This window comes from Cochleicola gelatinilyticus, from assembly GCF_001637325.1.
Lineage (GTDB): Bacteria > Bacteroidota > Bacteroidia > Flavobacteriales > Flavobacteriaceae > Cochleicola > Cochleicola gelatinilyticus.
Map to the genome: position 1 here is coordinate 14,929 of NZ_LRXL01000045.1, position 23,819 is coordinate 38,747.

Here is a 23,819-nt window from a genome sequence, read left to right on the forward strand (position 1 = left end):
CGAAAACACCTGGTCTTAATAGAAGGTGTGTAAAAACCCTGACAGACCTTTGGCTTAATTTTTGAAACGTCAAAATTAAGCATATTTTTCGGGCTACCTTTTAAAATCAAAAAATTAAAATATCAAATTTCAAGATACGTTACTAACTATATGAAAACGAAACTAATTCACTTTTTCGTATTTGCCTTTTTCGTAAATACTTTATTTGTTTTTGCAAATCACAAGAATAATACCACAAAACCTTTTGTCGTTGTTTTAGATGCGGGGCATGGGGGGCATGATTCTGGAAATACAGGGAATGGATACAAGGAAAAAGATATTGCATTGAAAATCGTTTTAGAGGTCGGAAAAATTATTAGTAAGATCGATGGTGTAAAAGTAATCTATACCAGAAAAGATGACACTTTTATAGATCTTTGGGAACGTGGAGCAATTGCAAATAGAGCCGATGCAGATCTTTTTGTTTCGGTACATTGTAATGCACACAATAGCGATGCTTATGGTACGGAAACTTTTGTATTAGGACTGCATGCTAACAAGCGGAACCTAGAAGTGGCTAAAAAAGAAAATGAAGTAATTTTTTTAGAAAAAGATTATCAAGAAAAGTATGCAGGGTACGATCCAAACTCGCCAGAGTCGTTTATTGGTCTTACCTTAATGCAGGAAGAATACCTAGATCAGAGTATCATGTTGGCGAGCTTGATTCAGAATAATTTTACTAATAAACTGAAACGTAAGGATAGAAGTGTAAAACAAGCTGGTTTTATTGTATTGCATCAAAGCTATATGCCTAGCGTTTTGGTCGAAACAGGATTTCTCACTAATAGAAAAGAAGGAGCCTATCTAAATTCTAAAAAAGGCCAGCAGGAAATGGCAGAATCTATTTCGGAAGGAATTATAACCTACCAGAAAAATTTAGGAATGGCAACATCGAGATCCCAAAACCCTGAAATTACCCAAGAAGAGATCGACAAAGCGATTGAAACTACCGAAGAAAAAAAATATGAAGGAATTACCTTTAAAGTTCAAATCGCTGCCAGCAGTAAAAAAATCGATTTAAAAGCCTATAATTTTAAAGGGTTGAAAGACGTAAGTCGCAATGAAGAAGACGGGTTGTGGAAATATTATTACGGGGAAACTTCAGATTATAATAAAATTCAATTAATGAAAACATTTGCCCGTGAAAAAGGATATTCTGGCGGGTATATTGTAGCCTTTAAAGGGCGAAAAAAAATAAAACTCTCCGAAGTCTTAAAATCGGAAGATAAATAGAATCTGTTTATTTATATTTATTCATAAATTTGTAAGAATTAAAATTCAAAACATTTGAGACTCTCAAGAGAAGTAAAAACAGGAATACTAGCCATTGGCGCGATCTTACTATTTATATTTGGGTATAGTTATTTAAAAGGGACCAATTTGCTTGAGAAAAAGCGAACCTTTTTTGTGAAGTACGACAACGTAGAAGGACTCGCAAAATCTGCCCCCGTAACCATAAATGGACTTAATGTAGGAAAAGTACAAAGCATCGATTTTGCAAATAGGGAAGGTGGACTCATAGTTGAATTTGCGCTCGACGAGGATTTCGATTTTTCAAAAAATAGTCTGGTGCGAATATACAGCAGTGGATTAATAGGAGGAAAGTCTCTTGGAGTTTTCCCTGTCTATGATCGAGAAAATATTGCCAAATCTGGTGATACACTTCGAGGGGAGATTGAAGATGGAATGCTTAGTGCTGTGACTAAAGCATTAGGACCTCTCGAAAAGAAAGTAAATAACACATTGGCAACTGTCGATACCTTATTACTCGCCTTTACCGATGTAGTTGACGAACCCACACGAAGGGATCTTAAAAGCGCTATTAAAAATTTAAATGCTACATTAAACTCCTTAAATGGGGTTTCTACAAAATTAAATGGGGTTCTTGCAGGAAACTCAGACAAACTTGACCGTACTTTTACCAACCTAGATATTACAGCTAAGAACTTTGCTACTTTATCAGATTCTTTATCGCAATTAGAAACAGGAAAATTGGTTACAGACCTTCAAGATGTGGTAAGTCGTTTCGATGCTATTGTTGAAGGAATCGATAATGGAGAAGGAACCGTTGGTAAGTTATTAAAAGATGAACAATTGTACGAAAACCTAGAAGGTGCCTCTCGTCAATTAGAAGAACTAATGCAAGATCTTAAATTAAATCCAAAACGTTACGTTCACCTTTCAATCTTCGGAAGAAAAAACAAAGAGTACGAAAAACCAGAAGATCCCAATAAATAAACTATGCAATACATTCCTAATATTCTTTTCTTAATTGCGCTCGTCGTAGGTGTCGGTTTTTTTACCATGAATATCCGTAAGGTTATTCGAAATATTAAATTAGGACATGGGGTAGATACCTCAGACCATAAAGCTGAACGATGGGGAAATGTATTTCGAATTGCATTAGGGCAATCTAAAATGGTGGTACGACCTATTCCAGGGTTGTTGCACATTGTTGTATATGTCGGGTTTATAATTATAAATATTGAAGTGATGGAAATCGTCATAGACGGTATTTTCGGAACTCACCGAATTTTTTCATTTCTAGGTCCTGTATATGATTTCCTTATTGCTTCATTCGAAATTTTAGCGCTACTCGTACTTGTTGGTGTAATTCTTTTTTGGACTCGAAGAAATGTACAAAAACTGAAACGGTTCTGGGCACGTGAAATGACAGAATGGCCAAAAAATGATGGTAACTTTATTCTGTATTTTGAAATGATTCTTATGGTGCTGTTTCTTACAATGAACGCAGCAGACCTTCAGTTGCAACAAATGGGTGCCGCACATTACACACAAGCGGGTTCATTTCCTGTAAGTAGTTTTATCGCACCACTTTTTGAAAATTTTTCAGAAGCAACCCTTATTATTATTGAAAGAACAGCGTGGTGGCTACACATTTTAGGGATATTAATATTTCTGAACTATTTATACTGGTCGAAACACCTTCACATCATGTTAGCATTTCCTAATGTTTACTTCGGAAAAGTAGTTCCGAAAGGAAAGTTTAAAAACCTTGAAGCAGTTACCAATGAAGTAAAATTAATGATGGATCCTAATGCAGATCCGTTTGCCGCTCCAGCTGAAGGAGCAGAAGCACCAGCAAAATTTGGAGCCAGTGATGTAATGGATCTTAATCAAATTCAATTGCTAAACGCTTATACCTGTACAGAATGTGGACGTTGCACCAGTGAATGCCCAGCAAATATTACAGGAAAGAAATTATCTCCAAGGAAGATCATGATGGACACCCGTGACCGATTGGAAGAAGTAGGAAAAAACATTACTAAAAATGGTGAGTTTAAGCCTGACGGAAAACAATTATTAGGAGACTATATCTTACATGAAGAATTATGGGCGTGTACGACCTGTAATGCTTGTGTAGAAGCTTGTCCGGTAAGTATCGATCCACTATCGATTATTATGGATATGCGACAATACTTGGTTATGGAACAGTCAGCAGCTCCAATGGAATTAAACGGAGCGATGACAAATATCGAAAACAATGGAGCTCCTTGGCCCTACAATCAAATGGATCGATTAAACTGGAAGAACGAAGCATAAAAACAATACGAAGCGAAAGAAATTGAGATCATGAAAAAAGAAGAAGTAGCAAAAATATTACATGCAAAAGTAGAAGAAGGATCTCATGTAAGTCCCATATTACCAGAAGGAATTAAGAATTACCTTATCGATATTGATGGAACGATTACTGAAGATGTTCCTAACGAAGAACCAGAGCGTATGGCTACCTGTGAGCCTTTTCCCGATGCATTAAAAACGTTAAATAAGTGGTATGATGAAGGTCATATAATTTGCTTTTTTACATCGCGAACCGAATCGCACCGTGAGGTAACCGAGCAATGGTTAAAACAACATAAATTTAACTACCATTCCCTATTAATGGGGAAACCGCGTGGAGGTAATTACCATTGGGTTGATAATCATTTAGTAAAGGCTACCCGATACAAAGGTAAATTTACCGATCTGGTTGAAAAAGAAGTAACCATTCAAGTTTTTGAAGATTAAATTAAAAAATAGAAGATGTTTCTTTCTGAAGTTTTCTTAAGATATTACATCTTTTTTAATAGTAATTAAAATACACCCGTTTAATCGGGAAATTATATGAGTGACGCAATAAAAGTACCCACGATGGCCGAATATATGGCGCAAGGCAAACAACCCGAAGTTCTTTTTTGGGTAGGTTGTGCTGGTAGTTTCGATGATCGTGCCAAAAAGATTACCAAGGCATTCGTAAAATTATTAAACAATGCCGGTGTAGATTTTGCCGTATTAGGTACCGAAGAAAGTTGTACCGGAGATCCGGCTAAACGTGCCGGAAATGAGTTTCTGTTTCAAATGCAGGCTATGGGAAACATAGAAGTTCTCAATTCATATGAGGTTAAAAAGATCGTTACTGCGTGTCCGCACTGTTTCAACACCATTAAAAATGAATATCCAGAATTGGGTGGAAATTACGAAGTGGTTCATCATACACAATTTTTAAAATCGCTTTTAAGTGAAGGTCGTCTTAAAGTTGAAGGAGGAAAATTTAAAGGAAAGCGAATTACGTTTCATGATCCTTGTTATTTAGGTCGTGCGAATGGAGAATATGAAGCACCTAGAGAATTGCTCCAAAAATTAGAAGTGGAATTAGTTGAGATGAAACGCTGTAAATCTCGTGGATTATGTTGTGGTGCCGGTGGTGCTCAAATGTTTAAAGAACCAGAAGAAGGAAAAAAAGACGTGAACATAGAACGTACCGAAGAAGCGATCGAAACAAAGCCAGATATAATAGCTGCAGGTTGTCCTTTTTGTAATACAATGCTTACCGATGGTGTTAAAGGAAAAGACAAAGAAGGTGATATCGCTGTAATGGATGTTGCTGAAATGATTGCAACAGCAGAGGATTTTTAACAAAAAGGCCTCATTATTTTGTGATTTCTAAATTTCACAATCCGTTATTCTTTGCGACCTTTACCAAATTACTAAATGAAAGAGAACTATGCTCACAGATTTTACCAATCTACCAGACAATTCCCGTATTTGGATCTATCAAGCCAATCGTAAATTAACCGACGAAGAAGTAGAAAAAATACACACTAAAACAAATGCTTTTTTAGAAAAATGGACTGCTCATGGAAGTGAACTAGAAGCAGGTTTCGAACTAAAATACAATCGCTTTATTGTTATAGGTCTTAATCAAGCAAATGCTTCAGCTTCTGGTTGTAGCATTGATGCTTCAGTACATTTTATTCAAGAACTAGAAAAAGAGTTCGATGTAGAATTGTTAGATAAAATGAATGTTACTTTTTACAATGGTGAATTCATTGCTCACAAATCGCTTACCGATTTCAGAAAAATGGCAAAAAATCGCTCCGTTTCTGGAAATACCGTAGTATTTAATAATCTCGTCAATACAAAAGCTGAGTATCTTGAAAATTGGGAAGTTCCAGCAAAAGAGAGCTGGCATAACCGTTTTTTAGCATAGTTATTGTAACCCCCCGTACATGAAAAAGTTGTTTTTTACCGCCTTCTGTTTATTAACGTATGCAGTAGTATTTTCACAACAGATTAATCCGCTGATCGTAAAAGAAGATTTTCAAGATCAAAAAAAATGGGTCGACAGCATCTATGGGTCGATGTCTCTTCAAGAGAAAGTAGGGCAGCTTTTTATGGTCGATGTATTTTCTTCAGATCCCAAAGCGAAGACCGATAAAGTAAAAGATCTTATTAAAAACCAATACATTGGTGGGGTAATTTTCTCAAAAGGAGGACCAAAACGACAAGCAAAACTTAATAATGAATTTCAATCGCACTCTAAAGTGCCTTTGTTAGTCGCTATGGATGCCGAATGGGGACTTTCTATGCGATTAGATTCAACGTATGCATTTCCTTGGAACATGACTTTGGGGGCAATTACAGACAATAGTATTGTTGAAAAAGTGGGATACCGAATAGGAGAACACTCTAAACGACTCGGAGTACATATTAATTTTGCACCAGTGGTCGATATTAATACCAATCCGAAGAATCCAATCATTGGAAATCGTTCGTTTGGGGAAGATAAAGAGAATGTTACCGAAAAAGCATTGGCATTTATGAAAGGAATGCAGCGTGCCGGAATTATTGCCAATGCTAAACATTTTCCCGGGCATGGTGATACCGATACCGACTCTCATAAAACGCTTCCTACAATTGAGTTTTCTAAAGAACGTATCGACAGTGTCGAATTATACCCCTATAAAAGACTTATTCGTGAGGGGCTTAGTAGTGTAATGGTTGCTCACTTAAATGTTCCTTCACTTGAGCCTAGAGATGGATACCCTTCTTCAATTTCAAAAATAATCGTGACCAATATGTTGAAAGGACAGTTGGGTTTTAACGGCCTTATTTTTACCGATGCTTTAAATATGAAAGGCGCAGCGAATTTTAAAGAGCCGGGGGAGATTGATCTTGCAGCATTTCTTGCAGGAAATGATGTGTTATTAATTTCTGAAGATATACCGAAAGCGCATCAGTTATTGGTGAATGCCTATCGAGAAGAAGTGATTTCAGAAGAACGATTAGCACATTCTGTAAAAAAGATTTTATATACTAAATACAAAGTAGGGTTAAATGCCTATCAGCCCGTAAATGATAATTACTTAATTGAAGATCTTAATTCGGTAATCGATGATGTGGTTTATGAAGAAGCGATGGAAAATGCATTAACGATGTTGAAGAACGATCGAGCAATCCTGCCAATTAAAGATCTTCAGAAGAAAAACATTGCCTATATAAATTTTGGAGATGCAGATGGTAAACCTTTTCTTAATCAACTTCGAAAATATGCAAAGGTTGATTATGTAAAAGCAACTTCGTTAGATAGCTATGTTCAAAAACTTAAAAACTATAATTATGTAATTGTTGGGTTTCATAAATCGAACGAGAATCCGTGGAAAGGATATCAATTCACCGATAAAGAATTGGTATGGTTGTACGAAATCGCACGCACCAACACCGTGATTCTTGATGTATTCGCAAGACCATATGCCATGTTAGACTTAAAAACAACTGCGAATTTTGAAGGAATTATCATGTCCTACCAAAATAGTACAGTCTCTCAAGAATTATCGGCACAGCTCATTTTTGGTGCACGGGAAGCAAAAGGAAAACTTCCAGTAACTCTTGGAGATGATTTTCCCGTAAATACTCATTTTAAAACCGCATCACTTAAAAGACTACAGTACGGAACTCCCGAAAGTGTGGGAATTAATAGTTATAAATTAAATAAAATTGACTCTCTTGCGCGGTTAGGTGTATACAGTGGAATGATGCCTGGCGCACAAATTTTAGTCGCTAGAAGAGGAAAAGTTATATATAATAAAAATTTTGGCTACCACACTCCTTCAAAAAAAAATGCAGTAAAAGATAATGATGTTTACGATGTGGCTTCGCTAACAAAAATCTTAGCAACGCTCCCCTTGATCATGGAACTGGTAGATCAAGGAAAATTGAATCTCGACACGAAACTTTCAGAAATGTTGCCAGAATATAAAGGGTCTAATAAAGGAAATATTACGCTTCAAGAAATGCTTACGCATACGGCACGTCTAAAAGCATGGATTCCATTTTACACCCATACATTAGATACTGTGACGCATCTTCCTTCAGTAAAATACTATAGAAAAAAACCCGATGTAAAATACAACATCAAAGTTGCCGAGAATTTATACATGCGGAAAGACTATCAAGACAGCATTTACGAGATTATTAAAGAAAGTGAACTAAGAGATCGTAAAGGATATAAATACAGTGATCTTCCTTATTATTTAATGAAAAAATATCTTGAAGATTACTATGGTACCACCATGGATAAGTTGGTGCAACGTAATTATTATGAATCATTAGGAGCTAATTACACTACATTTCTTCCTCTTGAAAAATTTACCAAAGCAGATATTGTTCCTACTGAAGAAGACACCTATTTTAGAATGCAAAAAGTACATGGATATGTTCACGATCAAGGCTCGGCTATGATTGGTGGGGTGAGTGGTCATGCAGGACTTTTTAGCAATGCAAACGACATAGCAAAAGTTATGCAAATGTATTTAGACAAAGGGTTTTACGGCGGAAAACGCTATTTTAAACCAGAAGTTTTAGATCTTTTTAACACGTGTTATTACTGCGATGATGATATACGACGGGGGGTTGGATTCGACAAGCCTCAATTAGGAGAATCGGGTCCCACGTGTGGATGTATTTCTATGACAAGTTTTGGTCACAGCGGATTTACTGGAACCTTTACATGGGCAGATCCAGAAGAAGAGATTGTATATGTTTTTCTCTCAAACCGAACGTATCCTTCTGCAAATAACCGAAGTTTAATTGGTAGTAATTTGCGAAGTAATATTCAAGAAGCTATTTATGAGGCCATCGATCATAAAAATGAAACAAAAAAAATTGAACAATGAAAATAGCCATCGTTTGTTACCCAACCTTTGGAGGAAGTGGAGTAGTAGCTACAGAATTGGGAATTGCTTTAGCAGAGCGAGGACATGAAATTCATTTCATTACCTATAAACAACCGGTGCGTTTAGAGTTGTTATCTCGAAACATACATTTTCATGAAGTTTCGGTGCCCGATTACGCGTTGTTTCATTACCAACCGTACGAGTTAGCATTGTCTAGCAAATTGGTCGATATGGTGAAATTACATAAGATCGATCTTATGCATGTTCATTACGCAATACCACATGCTTATGCGGGTTATATGGCTAAGAAGATGCTAGCAGAAGAGAATATTTTTATTCCAATGGTGACGACATTGCACGGAACCGATATTACCCTTGTTGGAAACCACCCTTTTTACAAACCTGCCGTTACCTTTAGCATTAATAATAGTGACGTGGTAACTTCAGTTTCAGCAAGTTTAAAAGAAGACACGCTTCGCCTTTTTGATATTCGAAAAGACATACATGTCGTCCCTAACTTTATTGATATTGAAAAGTATAACAATCCATATACCGATTGCCAACGAGATCTTATGGCAACAAAGGACGAGCGCATTATTACACACATAAGTAACATACGTGCAGTTAAAAGAGTGCCAGATGTAATCGAAATATTCGATCGTATTCAAAAAGAGATTCCTTCAAAATTACTTATTGTAGGTGAAGGACCTGAAAAAGAAGCCTGTGAACGATTATGTGCTTCAAAAGGAATTCAGAATAAAGTGTTGTTTTTAGGGAACAGTAGTGAAGTAGATAAGATTCTTTGTTTTAGTGATCTATTTTTACTTCCTTCAGAAAAAGAAAGTTTTGGTCTTGCAGCTTTAGAAGCGATGGCAAGTAGCGTTCCCGTTATTTCTAGTAATACTGGCGGATTGCCCGAAGTGAATCAACACGGAGTTAGTGGCTTTTTAAGTGAAGTTGGGAATGTTGATGAAATGGCACAAAATGCCTTATTAATTCTGAAAGATGACACCTCGCTTTCAACCTTTAAAAGGCAAGCTAGAGAAGCCGCCATAAAATTTGATACGAAAAACATCGTTCCTCTTTATGAAGCTGTCTATGAGAAAGCCTCCAATAAAGTGACGTAATTTCTTCTTTTAAAATTACCTTTCTTAAATAAAATTTTTCTTCAAAAATTCCATGGCATTTCCGTGCAATACGCGCTCTATGATTGCTTCGGAAGAAATATGATTATAATCTTTTAAACGTTCTCGATTATTTTGAAGGTATGCCTCAGCGTGATGAATTAACTCATCTGCTAGATCTGAAATATTTTCTGCAGTCCAAATTCCTTTTATTGGATTCACAATACCATCAAAATCACTTCCAATTGACTGAATTCCCCAACAAAAAAGATTCGCTGCATTTAGTACTTCAGCGACATGCTCAATTTGTCGCCATACCAATAATGATTTACGTTTTAATTGCTTTCTTTTATTGGGAAAGAAAATTTTAGATTGATTTATAGCATGCGTACTGCCTATTCGTCTTTCATCCATTTGTAATCCAAAGATTCCGTTGCTTTTTGCAATTCGTATAAGTTCATCATCGTACAGATTAATGTCTATATCGGCAAACCAACCTACATAATCTGGATAATCGGTTTCATACCATTCTTCGATCGAGCGTTTTCCATTTACAGCTCCATGACTCGCAATTACCGGAATGTTTTCTTCGCTATACAAATCATCTAGTAAGTCATAATAGGTATTTCTTGAGGCAGTACTCATATGTTTTACGTCAATGAGAATACGATCATTGTTTGTATTATCTAAGAGCTCTTTTAGAACTCGTAAGCCAAGAGGAGTGATTCCCGTATCGAGTCCACGATTTTGATTTTCCTCTAAAGCTCCTATGCTTATGCTTCTTGCATGCCCACAAAGTTCGTTATAGAAATGATGTGCAAAAGTGATGAATAATGGACGGTGCTCCCAAAGCTTCACTTTCGAAACATTTTTCATCACTTCTATTGGATCGGCCATGTCTGTACTCATGTCTAATCCTGTATTAAATGCGTGCGCTCCTTCAATAGAAAGTACGACGTTGATAATTTTTTTGTTTTCAGTTTCGCTTTCAAAATTTTTCTCAATCTCTTTAAAATTCTTTACAAGTCGGTATGTGTAAAAAATACCATCTATTTTTTCAACCTGATTCTGTATTTGTTTGTAGAAATCATATTCGTCTGTAAGGTCTTCGTAGTAGTCTTTATGATTTAGAACATAATCTATTCTTTTTTGACTAATGCTTGCAGCAAGATTTACCAATAAATCGGTAAGACCTTTAAACCCTAAAAGTCGTTTGCTAAGAAAATGTTTTTCAAAAGGGTAGAGACTTACAATTACCACTTTAGATCCTGCTCTAGCTAAAGCAGACATGTCGGTTTGTGTAAATTTTGTTAATGTAACAATACGATTAACAAATTTCTCTAGTGTGTTGGGGGGGCTATAATGCCATATAGAGTTCTTTCTTCCAGCATCCAAGCTATTTAATTTAGCAGGAGTATATTTAAAGCTTTTGCTGTAGGGTTTTAGAGAAGGATGGCAATGAATATCAACATAATGTTTTTTCATTGTTTTGAGTTAGTTAGTTGGTTATCACAAAGTTGATAATTTTTTTTTAAATATCATGTACATGGCATCTAGATTATAAAATAAAAAAGCCCCGTTCGTTATGAACGGGGCTTGCTATCTATATTGGTTTGTATACTAGAACTGGTAACGTACTCCCAAAGCAATGTCAAAATCAACATCGTCATTATAATCTCCAAAACCAAATTCGGGTCTAAAGTCTAGGGATAATAATAATGGAAAATCAAAATTATACTCGATACCTACATCTCCAGCTAAGAATATATATGTTTCGGTGTCATCGAAACGATCGTCGTTCGGAAAAAAACGATCATCAAAATCTACTTGAGCGATACCAGCACCAGGGCCCGCATACCAATTAAATCCTCCATCGATGTTCCATACCCATTGGTAAAGACCTACTAATTTATAAGCATCAAAGTCATTATTACTTCTCCATCCTAAACCGAATTCTAATCGGTTGTTGTTGGTTCCAACTGCGCGTTGATAGTTAATTTCTGTTCCAAATCCGTCACTATCACCAAGGCGCAAACCAATTGCATTTTTTGAGATCTCTTGTGCTTGAGCTTCAAAAGTAAAAGCAGTTAGTACTAAAAGAATTACCAGTATTTTTTTCATGTTGTTTGTGAGTTTAGTTATTTCCACAAAGCTAGTCTTTAATCAAGCTTACTTTTGTTAATAGCTTCATAAGAACTACATATAGTTTAAGAAAGTTCTGTTAACGTTTCGTATTTTTACGTACTAGAATGAAAAAAAAATTAAAGAATCTTGCTTTAAGCATTGAGGGTGAACTTCATTACGATTCACTTTATACTACGCTGTATGCTACAGATGCCTCCGTATATAGAAAATTACCAATAGCAGTAGCTTTCCCCAAAACTTCATTGGACCTCAAAAAACTTATTAATTTTGCTTTAGAGAACAGTACTTCTTTAATTCCAAGAACTGCGGGTACATCGCTTGCAGGGCAATGTGTTGGCGAAGGAATAATTGTAGATGTGTCTAAACACTTTACAACAATTATAAATATCGACGCCGAAAAAAAAACTGTAACGGTACAACCTGGCGTTATTCGTGACGAATTAAACAGTGTGTTAGAACCGTATGGTTTATTCTTTGGTCCAAATACTAGCACCACAAATCGCTGTATGATAGGAGGGATGGTTGGAAATAATTCTAGTGGAACAACATCGATACAATATGGCGTAACAAGAGATAAGGTGCTTCAATTAAAAACGTTTCTTTCAGACGGAAGTGAGGCGATCTTTACATCCATTACTTCGGAAGAATTTAAGCAAAAAATGCTTCAGAAAGACCTCGAAGGAAAAATTTACCAGCGAATCTATTCAGAATTAAAATTAGACAGTGCAAAAGACGAAATACTGAAACAGTTTCCGAAGCCGGAAATTCATAGAAGAAACACGGGCTATGCGGTAGATACATTGCTTAATACTTCCACATTTAGCACTTCTGAAAATCTTATAAATCTTTCCACGTTACTTACTGGAAGCGAAGGTACATTAGCATTTACCACAGAAATTACACTTCAGCTAGATGTGTTGCCACCAAAACATACAGCAATGGTTGTTTCACATTATACAACTCTGGAAGATTGCTTAAAAGACGTTGTTACTGTTATGCAGCATGATTTACATACGTGCGAAATGATGGATGATGTAATTTTGGATTGTACTAAAAAAAATAAAAAATATGAACCCTATCGTTTTTTTGTACAGGGCGCTCCTAAGTCTTTATTGCTATTAGAATTAAAGGCGGATACAGAAGAAATTTTGGAGTTACAGATCAAAAATCTACTAAATTCATTAACCGCTACGGGTTTAAGTTATTCAAACATAGTATTAAAAGGGTCTGAAATAACAATGGCTTTAGAATTACGTAAAGCAGGATTAGGATTGTTAGGGAACATGGTAGGTGATAAAAAGGCAGTTGCATGCATAGAAGATACAGCAGTTGCCTTAACAGATCTTCCTTCGTTTATAGCGGAATTTACGGCGTTAATGAAAAATTACAATCAAGGCGCGGTTTATTATGCTCATGCTGGTGCTGGAGAACTACACTTGCGCCCTATACTAAATTTGAAAGAAAGCTCTGGAGTAGATTATTTTAGAAAAATCACAACCGATGTTGCTCTTCTAACTAAAAAATATAAAGGTTCTTTTTCGGGTGAACATGGGGATGGTATTGTGCGTTCCGAATTTTTACCCATACTCATTGGAGAAACTAATTATCAACTTCTAAAACGTATTAAATTTACGTTCGATCCTTACAATATTTTTAATCCAGGAAAGATTATAGATCCTTATCCTATGGACGCTTCATTGCGGTATGTACCCGATAGAAAGGAGCCGAAAATTCCTAGTTTTTTAAATTTTGATGATTCTGGAGGCATCCTACGGTTAGCAGAAAAATGTAATGGTAGTGGCGATTGCCGTAAATCTGCAGAGGCAGAAGGGGCAATGTGTCCAAGCTATCAGGCAACTAAAGATGAGAAAGATACGACTAGAGCCAGAGCAAATATGTTACGAGAAGTACTTACTACTCATAGCGATCTAAACGCCTATGGTTCTGAGAGTCTTAAAAAAGTATTTGATTTATGTATTAGCTGTAAAGCATGTGCAACTGAGTGTCCGAGTAATGTTGATATGGCAACTGCAAAAGCAGAATTTCAATTTCAATATAATAAGATACACGGCGTGAGCAGAGTAAATAAGCTGTTTGCTAAAAGTTCTTTCTATAATAAAAAAGCTTCAAAGTTTCCCTGGTTGATAAACAGCATTTTTAAAAATCATTTTTTATCGGGTTTTGTTAAAATGAGAATGGGAATTGCTTCTAAAAGAACATTGCCAATACTATCAAGTAAAACTTTTAGTAAGATTTACTTAAAAACTGTAAAACAGTCTACTATAAATAAAAATAACAATAAAAATGTTGTTTTATTTATAGATGAGTTTAGTAATTACCTCGATGCTAAAATTGCTGAAGATACCTATCAGCTTTTAATATCATTAGGCTATAATGTAACACCGATTATGCACTTAGATAGTGCACGTGCATTGTTGAGTAAAGGATTTTTAGAAGAAGCAAAGAAAGTAGTAAATACAAATTTAACTTATTTAAAAGATAAGGTTTCTAAAGATGCTCCATTGGTTGGAATTGAACCTTCCGCTATTTTAGGTTTTCGAGATGAATTTCTGCGTTTAGCAGACGATGTAGATTTAGCAGAGCGAGTTGCTCAACACACTTTTTTAATAGAAGAGTTTCTTTCTAAGGAAATTTTAAAAGGACGCATTACGACAGAACAATTTACTTCCGAAGAAAAAACAATTAAGATTCATGCGCACTGTCATCAAAAAGCAATGAGCAATCAAAAGGTTACTTTCGATATATTAAATCTTCCAGTAAATTATAAACCAACCATTATATCAAGTGGTTGCTGTGGTATGGCGGGAAGTTTTGGGTATGAGAAAGAGCATTACAATGTGAGCATGAAAATAGGAGAATTAAAGCTTTTTCCCTCTATAAGAAAAGCTTCTAAAGAAACCATTATCGCTGCAAATGGAACGAGTTGTCGACACCAAATAAAAGATGGAACGCAGCGAGAAGCATTACATCCAGCAACCATCTTACGACAAGCGTTGCGTTAAGAAAAAAGTTGTTGAAACGCAGACCACATTTCTGGGATAGCGTCCTCATCGTTCATAGCAATTTTAGAGGCAGTAGTTTCTGGAGTATCGTAGGTATTTTTATTGAAGTAATAGAGTTTCCAACTTTCGTTTTGATATTCTAATGCAGTAAGGTTTTCAATCCAATCACCACTATTAAGATACACACATGAGCCTTTATCATTTGTTATTTTTCGTATTTGCGGTTGGTGGATATGTCCACAAACCACGTAGTCGAAGTTGTTTTCTATGGCTAGGTCGGTGGCTGTTTTTTCGAAATTCGTTATGAACTTCATAGCTCCCTTTACCGAATTTTTAATTTTTTTAGAAAGTGAAAACTTTTCTCTTCCCAACTTTGCTAGACAAATATTTATAAAGCGATTTAGTATTATTAACAAATCGTACCCCCAGCCTCCTAATTTTGCGATCCACTTTGTATGTTGTACAGAAGCATCGAATACATCACCATGGAAAAACCATGCTTTTTTACCATCTAATGTGAGAACCAATTTATCGAGAATTTGAATATTTCCCATTTTTGTATCACTAAACCGCCGCATTTTCTCATCGTGATTTCCTGTTAAATAATACACTCGGGTCCCTTTTGTAGCAAGCGCAATAATTTTTTTAATCACTAATAAATGTGCTTTAGGAAAATACCGTTTCCTGAACTGCCAAATATCAATTATATCGCCATTTAGAATTAACTTTTTAGGTTTCACCGAATTTAAGTACTGTAGTATTTCTTTAGCATGACACCCATAGGTACCAAGGTGGAGATCGGAGAGCACAACTACTTCTACTTTTCGTTTCAACAGCAAAGATTTTATAATACAAAGAACCTATTTTATAGGAACTGCAAGTTTATCTGAATGTTATGCTTTGGTGTTTAAAACTTTATATTAAAATAGCTATGTTTCGCAAGTATTAAGCGCAATGTTTATTTTTAATATTCGACCGTAAGATTTACATTTGTTGAAAACACAATTATGGCAGGTAATTCCTTCGGAACAATTTTTAAACTCACTACTTTCGGAGAATCACATGGTGAGGCTATCGGTGGTATTATCGATGGGTGTCCAGCCGGTGTAACAATAGATTTGAATGCGGTTGAAACTGAAATGAACCGAAGAAAACCAGGGCAATCGGCTATTGTGACTCAACGAAAAGAACCCGATACAGTGCGTTTTCTTTCTGGTATTTTTGAAGGAACGACCACGGGAACGCCCATCGGTTTTGTAATTGAAAATTCCAATCAGAAGTCGAAAGATTACGATCATATAAAAAAAACATACCGTCCTTCGCATGCCGATTATACCTACGATAAGAAATACGGAATCCGAGATTATCGAGGAGGCGGAAGATCTTCAGCTCGGGAAACTGCTTCAAGAGTAGCTGGAGGTGCTATAGCCAAACAATTGCTTAAAGATATTAAGATTACAGCATATGTTTCAGCCGTAGGAAGTTTGAAACTACAGAAATCGTATTCCGAAGTAGATTTTTCAGAAATAGAAAAAAATCCAGTACGTTGCCCAGATGCACAAATGGCTTCAGAAATGGAAACCTATATTAAAGATATAAGAAAACAAGGGGATACTGTTGGTGGCATGGTTACTTGTGTGATCGAAAATGTGCCTGTCGGACTCGGAGAGCCGGTTTTCGATAAATTGCATGCCCAACTAGGGAAGGCGATGTTATCGATTAATGCGGTGAAAGGATTTGAATTTGGAAGTGGTTTCGATGGAATCACAATGAAAGGGAGTGAACATAATGATCTATTTGAAACCGATGGCAGTACAAAAACGAACTTCAGTGGTGGGATTCAAGGCGGGATTAGTAATGGAGCACCAATCTATTTTAATGTAGCTTTTAAACCAGTTGCCACGATCATGCAGAAACAAAATACAATTACTTCGGAAGGAGAAATCGTCGAAATGCAAGGTAAAGGTAGACACGACCCTTGTGTGGTCCCAAGAGCTGTTCCAATTGTTGAAGCAATGGCGGCATTGGTACTGGCCGATTTTTGGTTGCTGAATAAATTGTCTAAATTGTGACCTTTGAGATTTTTTTTTCTAATTATTATAGAACCTTAGCATAAAAGTCACCCGACTTCTCGGGAATACATATGAAAAAATTAGCGCTACACTGGCAAATCATTATCGGATTAGTTTTAGGAATTATCTGGGCATTATTATCTAGCACATTAGGTTGGACCAATTTCACTATTAATTGGATTGCACCTTTTGGAACCATATTTATTAATTTACTGAAACTTATTGCAGTGCCTTTGGTGTTATTTTCGGTGATTAGTGGTGTTGCTAATATTGGTGATCCAGCAAGTCTAGGTAGAATGGGAGGGAAGACTTTGCTAGCTTATCTTCTAACAACTGTTTTAGCAGTGTCATTAGGATTAGCGCTTGTTAATGTTATAAAGCCAGGGGCTTTGGTAGATGAAGATAGTAGAATTGATAACCGAATTAGTTACGAAATCTGGGCAAACGATCAAGGCTATGAAATAAAAGATGGTATTAATTATTTGCAAGAACCCGAATTTTTCGAGCGTGCCCAACGCATTACCGACCTTTCTAAAGGCGAACTAAAAGATGCTGCTGTAAATGAAAAGATGCAGACGGCTAATCAAACAAAAGATGCGGGTCCATTGCAGCCATTAGTAGATATTGTTCCTCAGAATTTTTTCCGTTCACTTACCGATAATGGGCTAATGCTTCAGATTATCTTTTTTGCATTGTTCTTTGGTATTTCTTTGCTTTTCATTCCTAATGAAAAATCGAAACCTGTTACCGATGTGGTGGATAGCATCATGGAGGTATTTCTGAAAATGGTCGATTTAGTAATGCGAGCCGCTCCGTTCTTTGTCTTTGCGTTATTAGCAGGAGTAGTAAGTAAAATGGCAGGGGATGATATAGGAAAAGTATATGAAATTTTTAAAGGATTAAGTTGGTATTCGCTAACAGTTTTTGCGGGACTTATGATTATGATTTTTGTAGTGTACCCTCTATTCTTAAAAATCTTTGTGAAACAAATTCCTTACAAAGGCTTTTTTAAAGCAATGAGTCCGGCGCAAACACTAGCCTTTTCAACATCAAGTAGTGCAGCAACCTTACCTGTTACGATGGAATGTGTAGAAGAGAATTTAGGGGTCGATAAAAAAGTAACAAGCTTTGTGTTGCCTATTGGAGCAACGGTAAATATGGATGGAACGTGTTTGTATCAAGCAGTAGCGGTGGTGTTTTTGGCGCAATTGCACATGATCGACCTTACATTAGGACAACAGTTAACTATTGTACTTACAGCAACTTTGGCGTCTATTGGTAGTGCAGCAGTTCCTAGTGCAGGACTTGTAATGTTAATAATCGTATTAGACTCGGTAGGGTTGAATCCGGCTTGGATCGCAATTATTTTTCCAGTAGATCGTATTCTAGACATGTTTAGAACCGTGGTAAATGTTACAGGAGATGCTACGGTATCTTCGATTATTGCTAAAGGGGAAGGAATGTTGCATTATAAAGAACATGAAAATCCTTCAGAAACATTCGATCTCGATTCGTAATTGTTATTAACAAACGATTAATTTTTACAGAAACACTTAGAAAGATGTATTTTTTTTAAGTTATTTGTATAGCCCATTGCGTTTTACGCAACTACAAATCTATTATGTTCTCGATTACTATGCCATGAAAAATCTCATAGCATGAAACAGAACATTACTTTTTTAGCATTTTTTTTACTCACCTATTTGGCAGGTGCCCAAGTAGGAATAGGAACTACAAATCCATCACCCGCTTCTAATTTGGAAGTAAGTGGAACAACAAATGGCGTAGGGCCGTATCGAGGTTTTATGCCTCCAAGAGTAGCTACAATAGCACAACGCGATCTTATACCAGCAACTTCTACCGATGTCGGATTAATGATTTTTGTTTTAGACCCTGGTTGCTTACAGCTTTGGGATGGAGATAGCTGGGAGAATGTGAACTGTTTTACAGTGCCTCCTGTCCCTACAGAGCCATGGATTAATGAGTTGCATTATGACAATGGCGGAAGTGATGCGGGCGAAGGTGTAGAAATTGCCGGTCCTGCTGGCATAGATCTTTCCGATTACAGAATTGAATTTTATAACGGCTCAAATGGTTTATCCTACGATGGCTTAACATTAACAGGAATAATTGGGGATGAAGGAAATGGTTTTGCTGCAGAATGGTTTCCGAGAGTTGATATACAAAATGGAGCACCAGATGGATTAGCACTTGTAAAAATTTCAACGGGAACAGTGCTTCAGTTTATTAGTTATGAGGGTTTCTTTACGGCAGCTGATGGGCCTGCGGCTGGAGCTGTTTCACAGGACATTATTGTACAAGAAGATACTGGGACGGCTATTGATGAATCATTACAACTAACTGGAACAGGAAATAGATATACCGACTTTAACTGGAATGGACCCACACCGCATTCTCGCGGCCTTTTAAATGTAGGACAAACGGTTAATTAATTTCAAAAAAATAAAAACCATAAAACCTCTTCTTTTAAAAATTAGAGGTTTTTCTTTATTGCATATTTTAGAACTTGTGACATTTCTAATAATATGTATCTTTATGTTAAAACCATCAACTATGAATGTTTGCTTTATAATGTACCCTTGGGATGAAATGGACCCCGATAACGATTCAACGCTTGCGATGATTCATGAATTTGTAAAACGTGGACACGGATTGGCAATTACAACGCCTGCAAACCTTACCATTCGGGATAGCGTTGCTTTTGCTTTTTCTAAAGTCATGAAGCGAAAAGATAAAATAGCCGGTAGTCTTAAATCATTTCATAAACAAGCAGAATTTTATGATGAGATGCTACCTATGGCAGGCTTCGATGTAATTGTATTACGAAGCAATCCACCGTTAGATATGATCATGTTGAATTTTCTAGATTCGGTAAAAGATGATGTCTTTATTATGAATGATCTTGATGGAATACGCCGGGCAAATAACAAGCTATATACAGCGGTTTTTGAAGATGATACGAACGAAATGATTCCTCGAACCCATGTTACAAAAAATAAAGAATATTTAAAGAAAACAATCAAAGAGGGACCAGATAAGATGATTCTGAAACCTTTAAACGGATATGGTGGATCGGGAGTAATTTTAATTGAAAAAAGAGCTATGTCGAGTATTAACTCGTTATTAGACTTTTATATCGATAATAAAGATGGTACTTCTAATTATGTAATACTACAAGATTATATTGAAGGTGCCGATCAAGGAGATGTGAGAATATTGCTTCTTAACGGACAACCTATTGGGGCAATGAAGCGAGTCCCAGGAGATGAGGACCACCGCTCTAACGTGAGTGCAGGTGGCTCTGTTCAGAAGCACACATTATCGAAACAAGAAAAAGAATTGTGTCGTCGAATTGGTCCTAAATTAGTGAAAGATGGATTATACTTTGTGGGTATCGATGTAATAAATGGGATGCTAGTAGAAGTAAATGTTATGTCCCCAGGTGGGATTACGTATATGAATAAAGTATACAAAGTTAAAATACAAAAAAAGATCATCGATTTTGTCGAAGACAAGGTAATCGAACGAGTAGCTGCATTTGAAAGAAGACAAAAGCTTCGAAAACATGTGGATGAGGCGTAATTAAAGACGTAATGAAAAATATTTATTGGATAATGTAGAAGGAACTATAGAAGTAGATGAAGAAAATTTAGAGGGGGCAATTAAATAAATTTGTATGAAAGATCAAGGCAATAAATTACTTCTTGTACTTGGATTATTAGGTAGTATAAGTAGTATAGTCGCATTACTTATTCATTTTAGTGGAGACAGCCTTCTTTTGTTTTTCTTTTATGCAATTCTAATTATCGCAGGTGGAGTGCTCGGCTTCATAATTAGAGGGGTCTTATTCCAAAGAAATACTTCTACAAATAAAGTTTTTAGAACTCCCGATAATGCTAAATATAATGAACAGTTCTATGAGTATTTTAATGATAAGATTAGAAATGCCAAACACGATATCTACATAACAGGTGAAGGATTTGAATGTAAAGATCCTAAAGGCAAAGAAATCGCTAGAGAGTTTAAAAGCGCGATTGAAACAGCTCTTAAAAACAACGTGAAAGTAATTCGACTTCAGACAAAAACCTATCACGAAAACGACTATTGGAATAAACAACTTAAGTATTTACTTAGTGAATATCCAGACTATTTCGAACTATACATAACCAACACAACCTTCGAAATTACTGGTTTAGCCTCGGTTTGTGTTATAGATGATTGTAACGACAAAGACAATACAGTAGAATTTATGTTCACCGTATTGAGAAATATTGGAACTAAAAATGCTAGATTAGCGGGTGTTGGAATTTTTATTGAAAACAATAAAGAACTTTGTATCGATTTTAAGGAAAGGATACTTGCAGATATAAATAACGAGGTTTCCACAGACCGAATTACGCTCGAAAATTTCGATAGAGAGATGGTAGAGAAATATTTATATTTTTCTTACGGCTCTAATATGGATTTAAGTCAAATGAAAGAACGATGCCCTTCTGCCGAAAAAATTAGCAATGGGTATGTAGAGAATTATTCTTTAGTTTTTAATAGAAAAGGGGATTATCGCGATGGAGGTGTGGCCAGTATAGAACCTGCTTCAAATTCAAGGGTTTATGGGGTGATTTTCGAAATGTCGAAAGACGATTTTAAGGAACTTGACCGCATTGAAAACCCAAATTCTTACGTTAGAAAAATCATGCGGATTAATTCACTTGATCATGGCGAATTGGAATGTAATTTGTATCTCGCTATTCCAGAAGGAGATATTTCACCAGATGAAGAATATTTGGAAAAAATTATCTCAGCGGCACATATTGCTAATTTACCTTTAGATTATATTCAAATTTTAAAAGATTACAGACACAAGGCACAATAACCATAAATTTTTACATTTGCTCATATATGATACGTCTTTCAGCTAAACAACTAATTGAAAAAATTAATAATGAAGAAATTTTCGAGGCAGTCTGTGACGATTATTCATTCACGCTAAAAGTTGATGCCTATGTGCCTTATGTGTGCAGTGCAATTCACGATGGGCATCAATTTCGAAGAGAATTATGGGATAAATGTACGCATACCGAATACGATCGTTGGTTCGAGGAAGATCCTTGCACTAAAGAGTTTGTAAAAACGCATCCTATTGTAATAGCAGGATGCGATAGCCGATTCGAATACGATCTTAATCGTGATCCCGACAATGCAATATTTGATGATGCCTGGGGAAAAAAATTATGGAAAGAACGATTAACGACCGAGCAACGAAATAAAAGTCTTGAAAAACATGCTACATTTTATACCGTTGTTCATGCCTTAATTTCAAAATTAGAGGAGAAATTTAAGGATGTAATTGTGTATGACATGCATTCTTATAATTGGAAAAGATGGGATCGCGAAGTACCCGTAATTAATTTAGGAACGACAAATATAGATACGCAACGTTATGGAACGTTTATAGAGTCTTGGCGCATTTCTTTATCTCAACTTGATATCCCTGGAGTGCCTGAAACAACCTCTTTAGAAAATAATACCTTCTTCGGAAAAGGCTATTTTTTGAAATTTATTACCAAAAACTTTAGAAATACCTTAGTTTTGGCGACAGAATTTAAGAAAATCTATTGTGATGAAATGAAACAGGTGATCTTTCCTGAAGTAGTTTTCGCTATTGAAAAACAACTTCAGAAAAAATTAAAAGATCATGCAAACGCTTTTTACAAAACACACAAATCTTAAATTTTAGAAATTAATAGACCTTAGATATTAGGATAAAATTTTTCAATGACCTACCCCGAAGCCAGTATCGATAGCCATCCAAATCTTTTTAAGATAGATTTTAATTTAAACAAATTAGTTCAGAAAATTGAGTTACTTAATTATGTGAACCCCATTAATATTGAACAAGAGAAACGAAATTTCTTTGCTTCCAAGTACAATATAAATCCGAACTTTAAATACCGGAAAATTGATTTTAATGCGCATCAGATTCAGCAGGAACTATTCTCGCAAGACATTGATAGTATTAAAGATGAAACTACCCGAAATTTTTATAGGGATGTAATCTACGATTATTCGGGGTTAATACAATGTATTGAAACGATAGGGCAGGGTCGAAAATTTTACTATAACGTTTTAAAATCGTTTGGAACTCCTACAGAAAAAGATGTTGAAAATGCACGTTTTATTCTTCATTTTGAAGATGAATCGTATGATAAAGAAATGATCCCAGCCTATTCAGCACCCGAAGCGCTCGATTATTTTATGGATTTTACCAAACGATATGATTTTGCCTTTAACACCAAATTATCGAATAAGATCACTGCGGCAGCAATGGTGCAAAATAACACGCAAACACTATTATTAAAAAAGAACTATCGATATAGTGCCAATCAGTTAAAGGTATTAGCAAATCATGAGATAGGGGTGCATTTGGTTACTACGTTCAATGGATTAAATCAGTCGTTAAAAATTTTTCATAACGGATTCCCAAACAATGTTGAAACTCAAGAAGGACTTGCCGTTTTTAGCGAATACATGAGCGATTGTTTAACACTCTACCGCCTCAAAGAACTAGCGTACCGTGTTATGGCTACCGATAGTTTACGAAAAGGTTTTAACTTTTGCGATACATTCGATTTGTTGCACAATCAGTATAAATTAAACAGAGACGAATCGTATAATATTACACTACGCGCACATCGGGGTGGTGGGTTTACAAAAGATTATATGTATTTAACAGGTTTAAAAAAAGTGTACGATTATTACCATCGTAATGAAAATCTAGACACGCTACTGGGAGGAAAGGTTACGTTAGAAGCTGCGCCAATGGTTTTAAAATGGAAAGAAGAAGGCTTAGCTCTGGAAAATAGGTACCGTAATTTTGCGTTCGATTCTAACGAAAATTCTAACACCAAATTGAATTTTATTCTTCAGAATTTAAAATAG

19 protein-coding genes are annotated in these 23,819 nt (G+C 35.8%); 16 read left to right on the forward strand and 3 right to left on the reverse strand.

Annotated features, from left to right (window positions below; translation table 11 throughout):
• Positions 1-150: 150 nt before the first annotated feature.
• The 8 genes from ULVI_RS10650 (at position 151) to bshA (ending at position 9,622) form a co-directional block, all read left to right on the forward strand.
• Positions 151-1,272 carry an N-acetylmuramoyl-L-alanine amidase family protein gene (locus ULVI_RS10650; protein ID WP_068592636.1) on the forward strand — a complete coding sequence of 374 codons (1,122 nt, stop codon included), beginning with the start codon at positions 151-153 and terminating at the stop codon, positions 1,270-1,272.
• A gap of 54 nt (positions 1,273-1,326) precedes the next feature.
• The gene (locus ULVI_RS10655; protein WP_068592638.1) at positions 1,327-2,277 is read left to right on the forward strand and encodes an MlaD family protein; all 951 of its coding nucleotides are present in this window, start codon (positions 1,327-1,329) and stop codon (positions 2,275-2,277) included.
• 3 nt (positions 2,278-2,280) lie between these two features.
• Positions 2,281-3,603 carry a (Fe-S)-binding protein gene (locus ULVI_RS10660; RefSeq protein ID WP_068592639.1) on the forward strand — a complete coding sequence of 441 codons (1,323 nt, stop codon included), beginning with the start codon at positions 2,281-2,283 and terminating at the stop codon, positions 3,601-3,603.
• A gap of 30 nt (positions 3,604-3,633) precedes the next feature.
• Positions 3,634-4,068, forward strand: coding sequence for an LNS2 domain-containing protein (locus ULVI_RS10665; protein ID WP_068592644.1), 435 nt, complete (start codon positions 3,634-3,636; stop codon positions 4,066-4,068).
• Between the two features lie 96 nt (positions 4,069-4,164).
• Complete coding sequence (locus ULVI_RS10670) at positions 4,165-4,956, forward strand: (Fe-S)-binding protein (RefSeq protein ID WP_068592646.1); 792 nt, start codon at positions 4,165-4,167, stop codon at positions 4,954-4,956.
• A gap of 88 nt (positions 4,957-5,044) precedes the next feature.
• Complete coding sequence (locus tag ULVI_RS10675) at positions 5,045-5,530, forward strand: ABC transporter ATPase (protein WP_068592647.1); 486 nt, start codon at positions 5,045-5,047, stop codon at positions 5,528-5,530.
• Positions 5,531-5,549: 19 nt separating this feature from the next.
• The gene (locus ULVI_RS10680; protein WP_068592649.1) at positions 5,550-8,495 is read left to right on the forward strand and encodes a glycoside hydrolase family 3 N-terminal domain-containing protein; all 2,946 of its coding nucleotides are present in this window, start codon (positions 5,550-5,552) and stop codon (positions 8,493-8,495) included.
• Positions 8,492-9,622 (forward strand): N-acetyl-alpha-D-glucosaminyl L-malate synthase BshA, encoded by a 1,131-nt coding sequence (bshA, locus tag ULVI_RS10685; protein WP_068592651.1) that lies wholly within the window; start codon positions 8,492-8,494, stop codon positions 9,620-9,622. The genes ULVI_RS10680 and bshA overlap by 4 nt, the downstream gene beginning before the upstream one ends.
• Positions 9,623-9,646: 24 nt before the next feature.
• On the opposite strand, the gene ULVI_RS10690 is transcribed toward bshA, so the two are convergent.
• Together ULVI_RS10690 and ULVI_RS10695 are read right to left on the reverse strand one after the other, a co-directional pair.
• Entirely contained in the window at positions 9,647-11,104 is a 1,458-nt protein-coding gene (locus tag ULVI_RS10690; RefSeq protein WP_068592653.1) for an amidohydrolase family protein, read from the reverse strand.
• Positions 11,105-11,239: 135 nt separating this feature from the next.
• On the reverse strand, positions 11,240-11,740 hold the full coding sequence (locus ULVI_RS10695; RefSeq protein WP_068592655.1) for a hypothetical protein: 501 nt from the start codon (positions 11,738-11,740) through the stop codon (positions 11,240-11,242).
• Positions 11,741-11,868: 128 nt separating this feature from the next.
• On the opposite strand from ULVI_RS10695, the gene ULVI_RS10700 reads away from it, so the two are divergent.
• Positions 11,869-14,787, forward strand: a complete 2,919-nt coding sequence (locus ULVI_RS10700) for an FAD-binding and (Fe-S)-binding domain-containing protein (protein WP_068592657.1) — start codon at positions 11,869-11,871, stop codon at positions 14,785-14,787.
• On the opposite strand, the gene ULVI_RS10705 is transcribed toward ULVI_RS10700, so the two are convergent.
• Positions 14,784-15,623, reverse strand: a complete 840-nt coding sequence (locus tag ULVI_RS10705) for a UDP-2,3-diacylglucosamine diphosphatase (protein ID WP_082830864.1) — start codon at positions 15,621-15,623, stop codon at positions 14,784-14,786. The two genes, ULVI_RS10700 and ULVI_RS10705, sit on opposite strands and share 4 nt — an antisense overlap.
• A 171-nt stretch (positions 15,624-15,794) precedes the next feature.
• Here ULVI_RS10705 and aroC point away from each other — a divergent pair, with 171 nt between their 5' ends.
• From aroC to ULVI_RS10740, 7 genes are all read left to right on the forward strand, one after another.
• On the forward strand, positions 15,795-16,859 hold the full coding sequence (gene aroC, locus ULVI_RS10710; protein ID WP_068592660.1) for a chorismate synthase: 1,065 nt from the start codon (positions 15,795-15,797) through the stop codon (positions 16,857-16,859).
• Positions 16,860-16,930: 71 nt separating this feature from the next.
• Positions 16,931-18,376, forward strand: a complete 1,446-nt coding sequence (locus tag ULVI_RS10715; RefSeq protein ID WP_068592662.1) for a dicarboxylate/amino acid:cation symporter — start codon at positions 16,931-16,933, stop codon at positions 18,374-18,376.
• A 141-nt stretch (positions 18,377-18,517) separates the two neighbouring features.
• Positions 18,518-19,312, forward strand: a complete 795-nt coding sequence (locus ULVI_RS10720; RefSeq protein ID WP_068592664.1) for a hypothetical protein — start codon at positions 18,518-18,520, stop codon at positions 19,310-19,312.
• A gap of 121 nt (positions 19,313-19,433) precedes the next feature.
• Positions 19,434-20,462, forward strand: coding sequence for a glutathione synthase (gshB, locus tag ULVI_RS10725; RefSeq protein ID WP_082830847.1), 1,029 nt, complete (start codon positions 19,434-19,436; stop codon positions 20,460-20,462).
• Between the two features lie 94 nt (positions 20,463-20,556).
• On the forward strand, positions 20,557-21,753 hold the full coding sequence (locus tag ULVI_RS10730) for a gamma-glutamylcyclotransferase family protein (RefSeq protein ID WP_068592667.1): 1,197 nt from the start codon (positions 20,557-20,559) through the stop codon (positions 21,751-21,753).
• A gap of 26 nt (positions 21,754-21,779) precedes the next feature.
• Positions 21,780-22,610 (forward strand): N-formylglutamate amidohydrolase, encoded by an 831-nt coding sequence (locus ULVI_RS10735; protein WP_068592669.1) that lies wholly within the window; start codon positions 21,780-21,782, stop codon positions 22,608-22,610.
• A 45-nt stretch (positions 22,611-22,655) separates the two neighbouring features.
• Complete coding sequence (locus ULVI_RS10740) at positions 22,656-23,819, forward strand: flavohemoglobin expression-modulating QEGLA motif protein (protein WP_068592671.1); 1,164 nt, start codon at positions 22,656-22,658, stop codon at positions 23,817-23,819.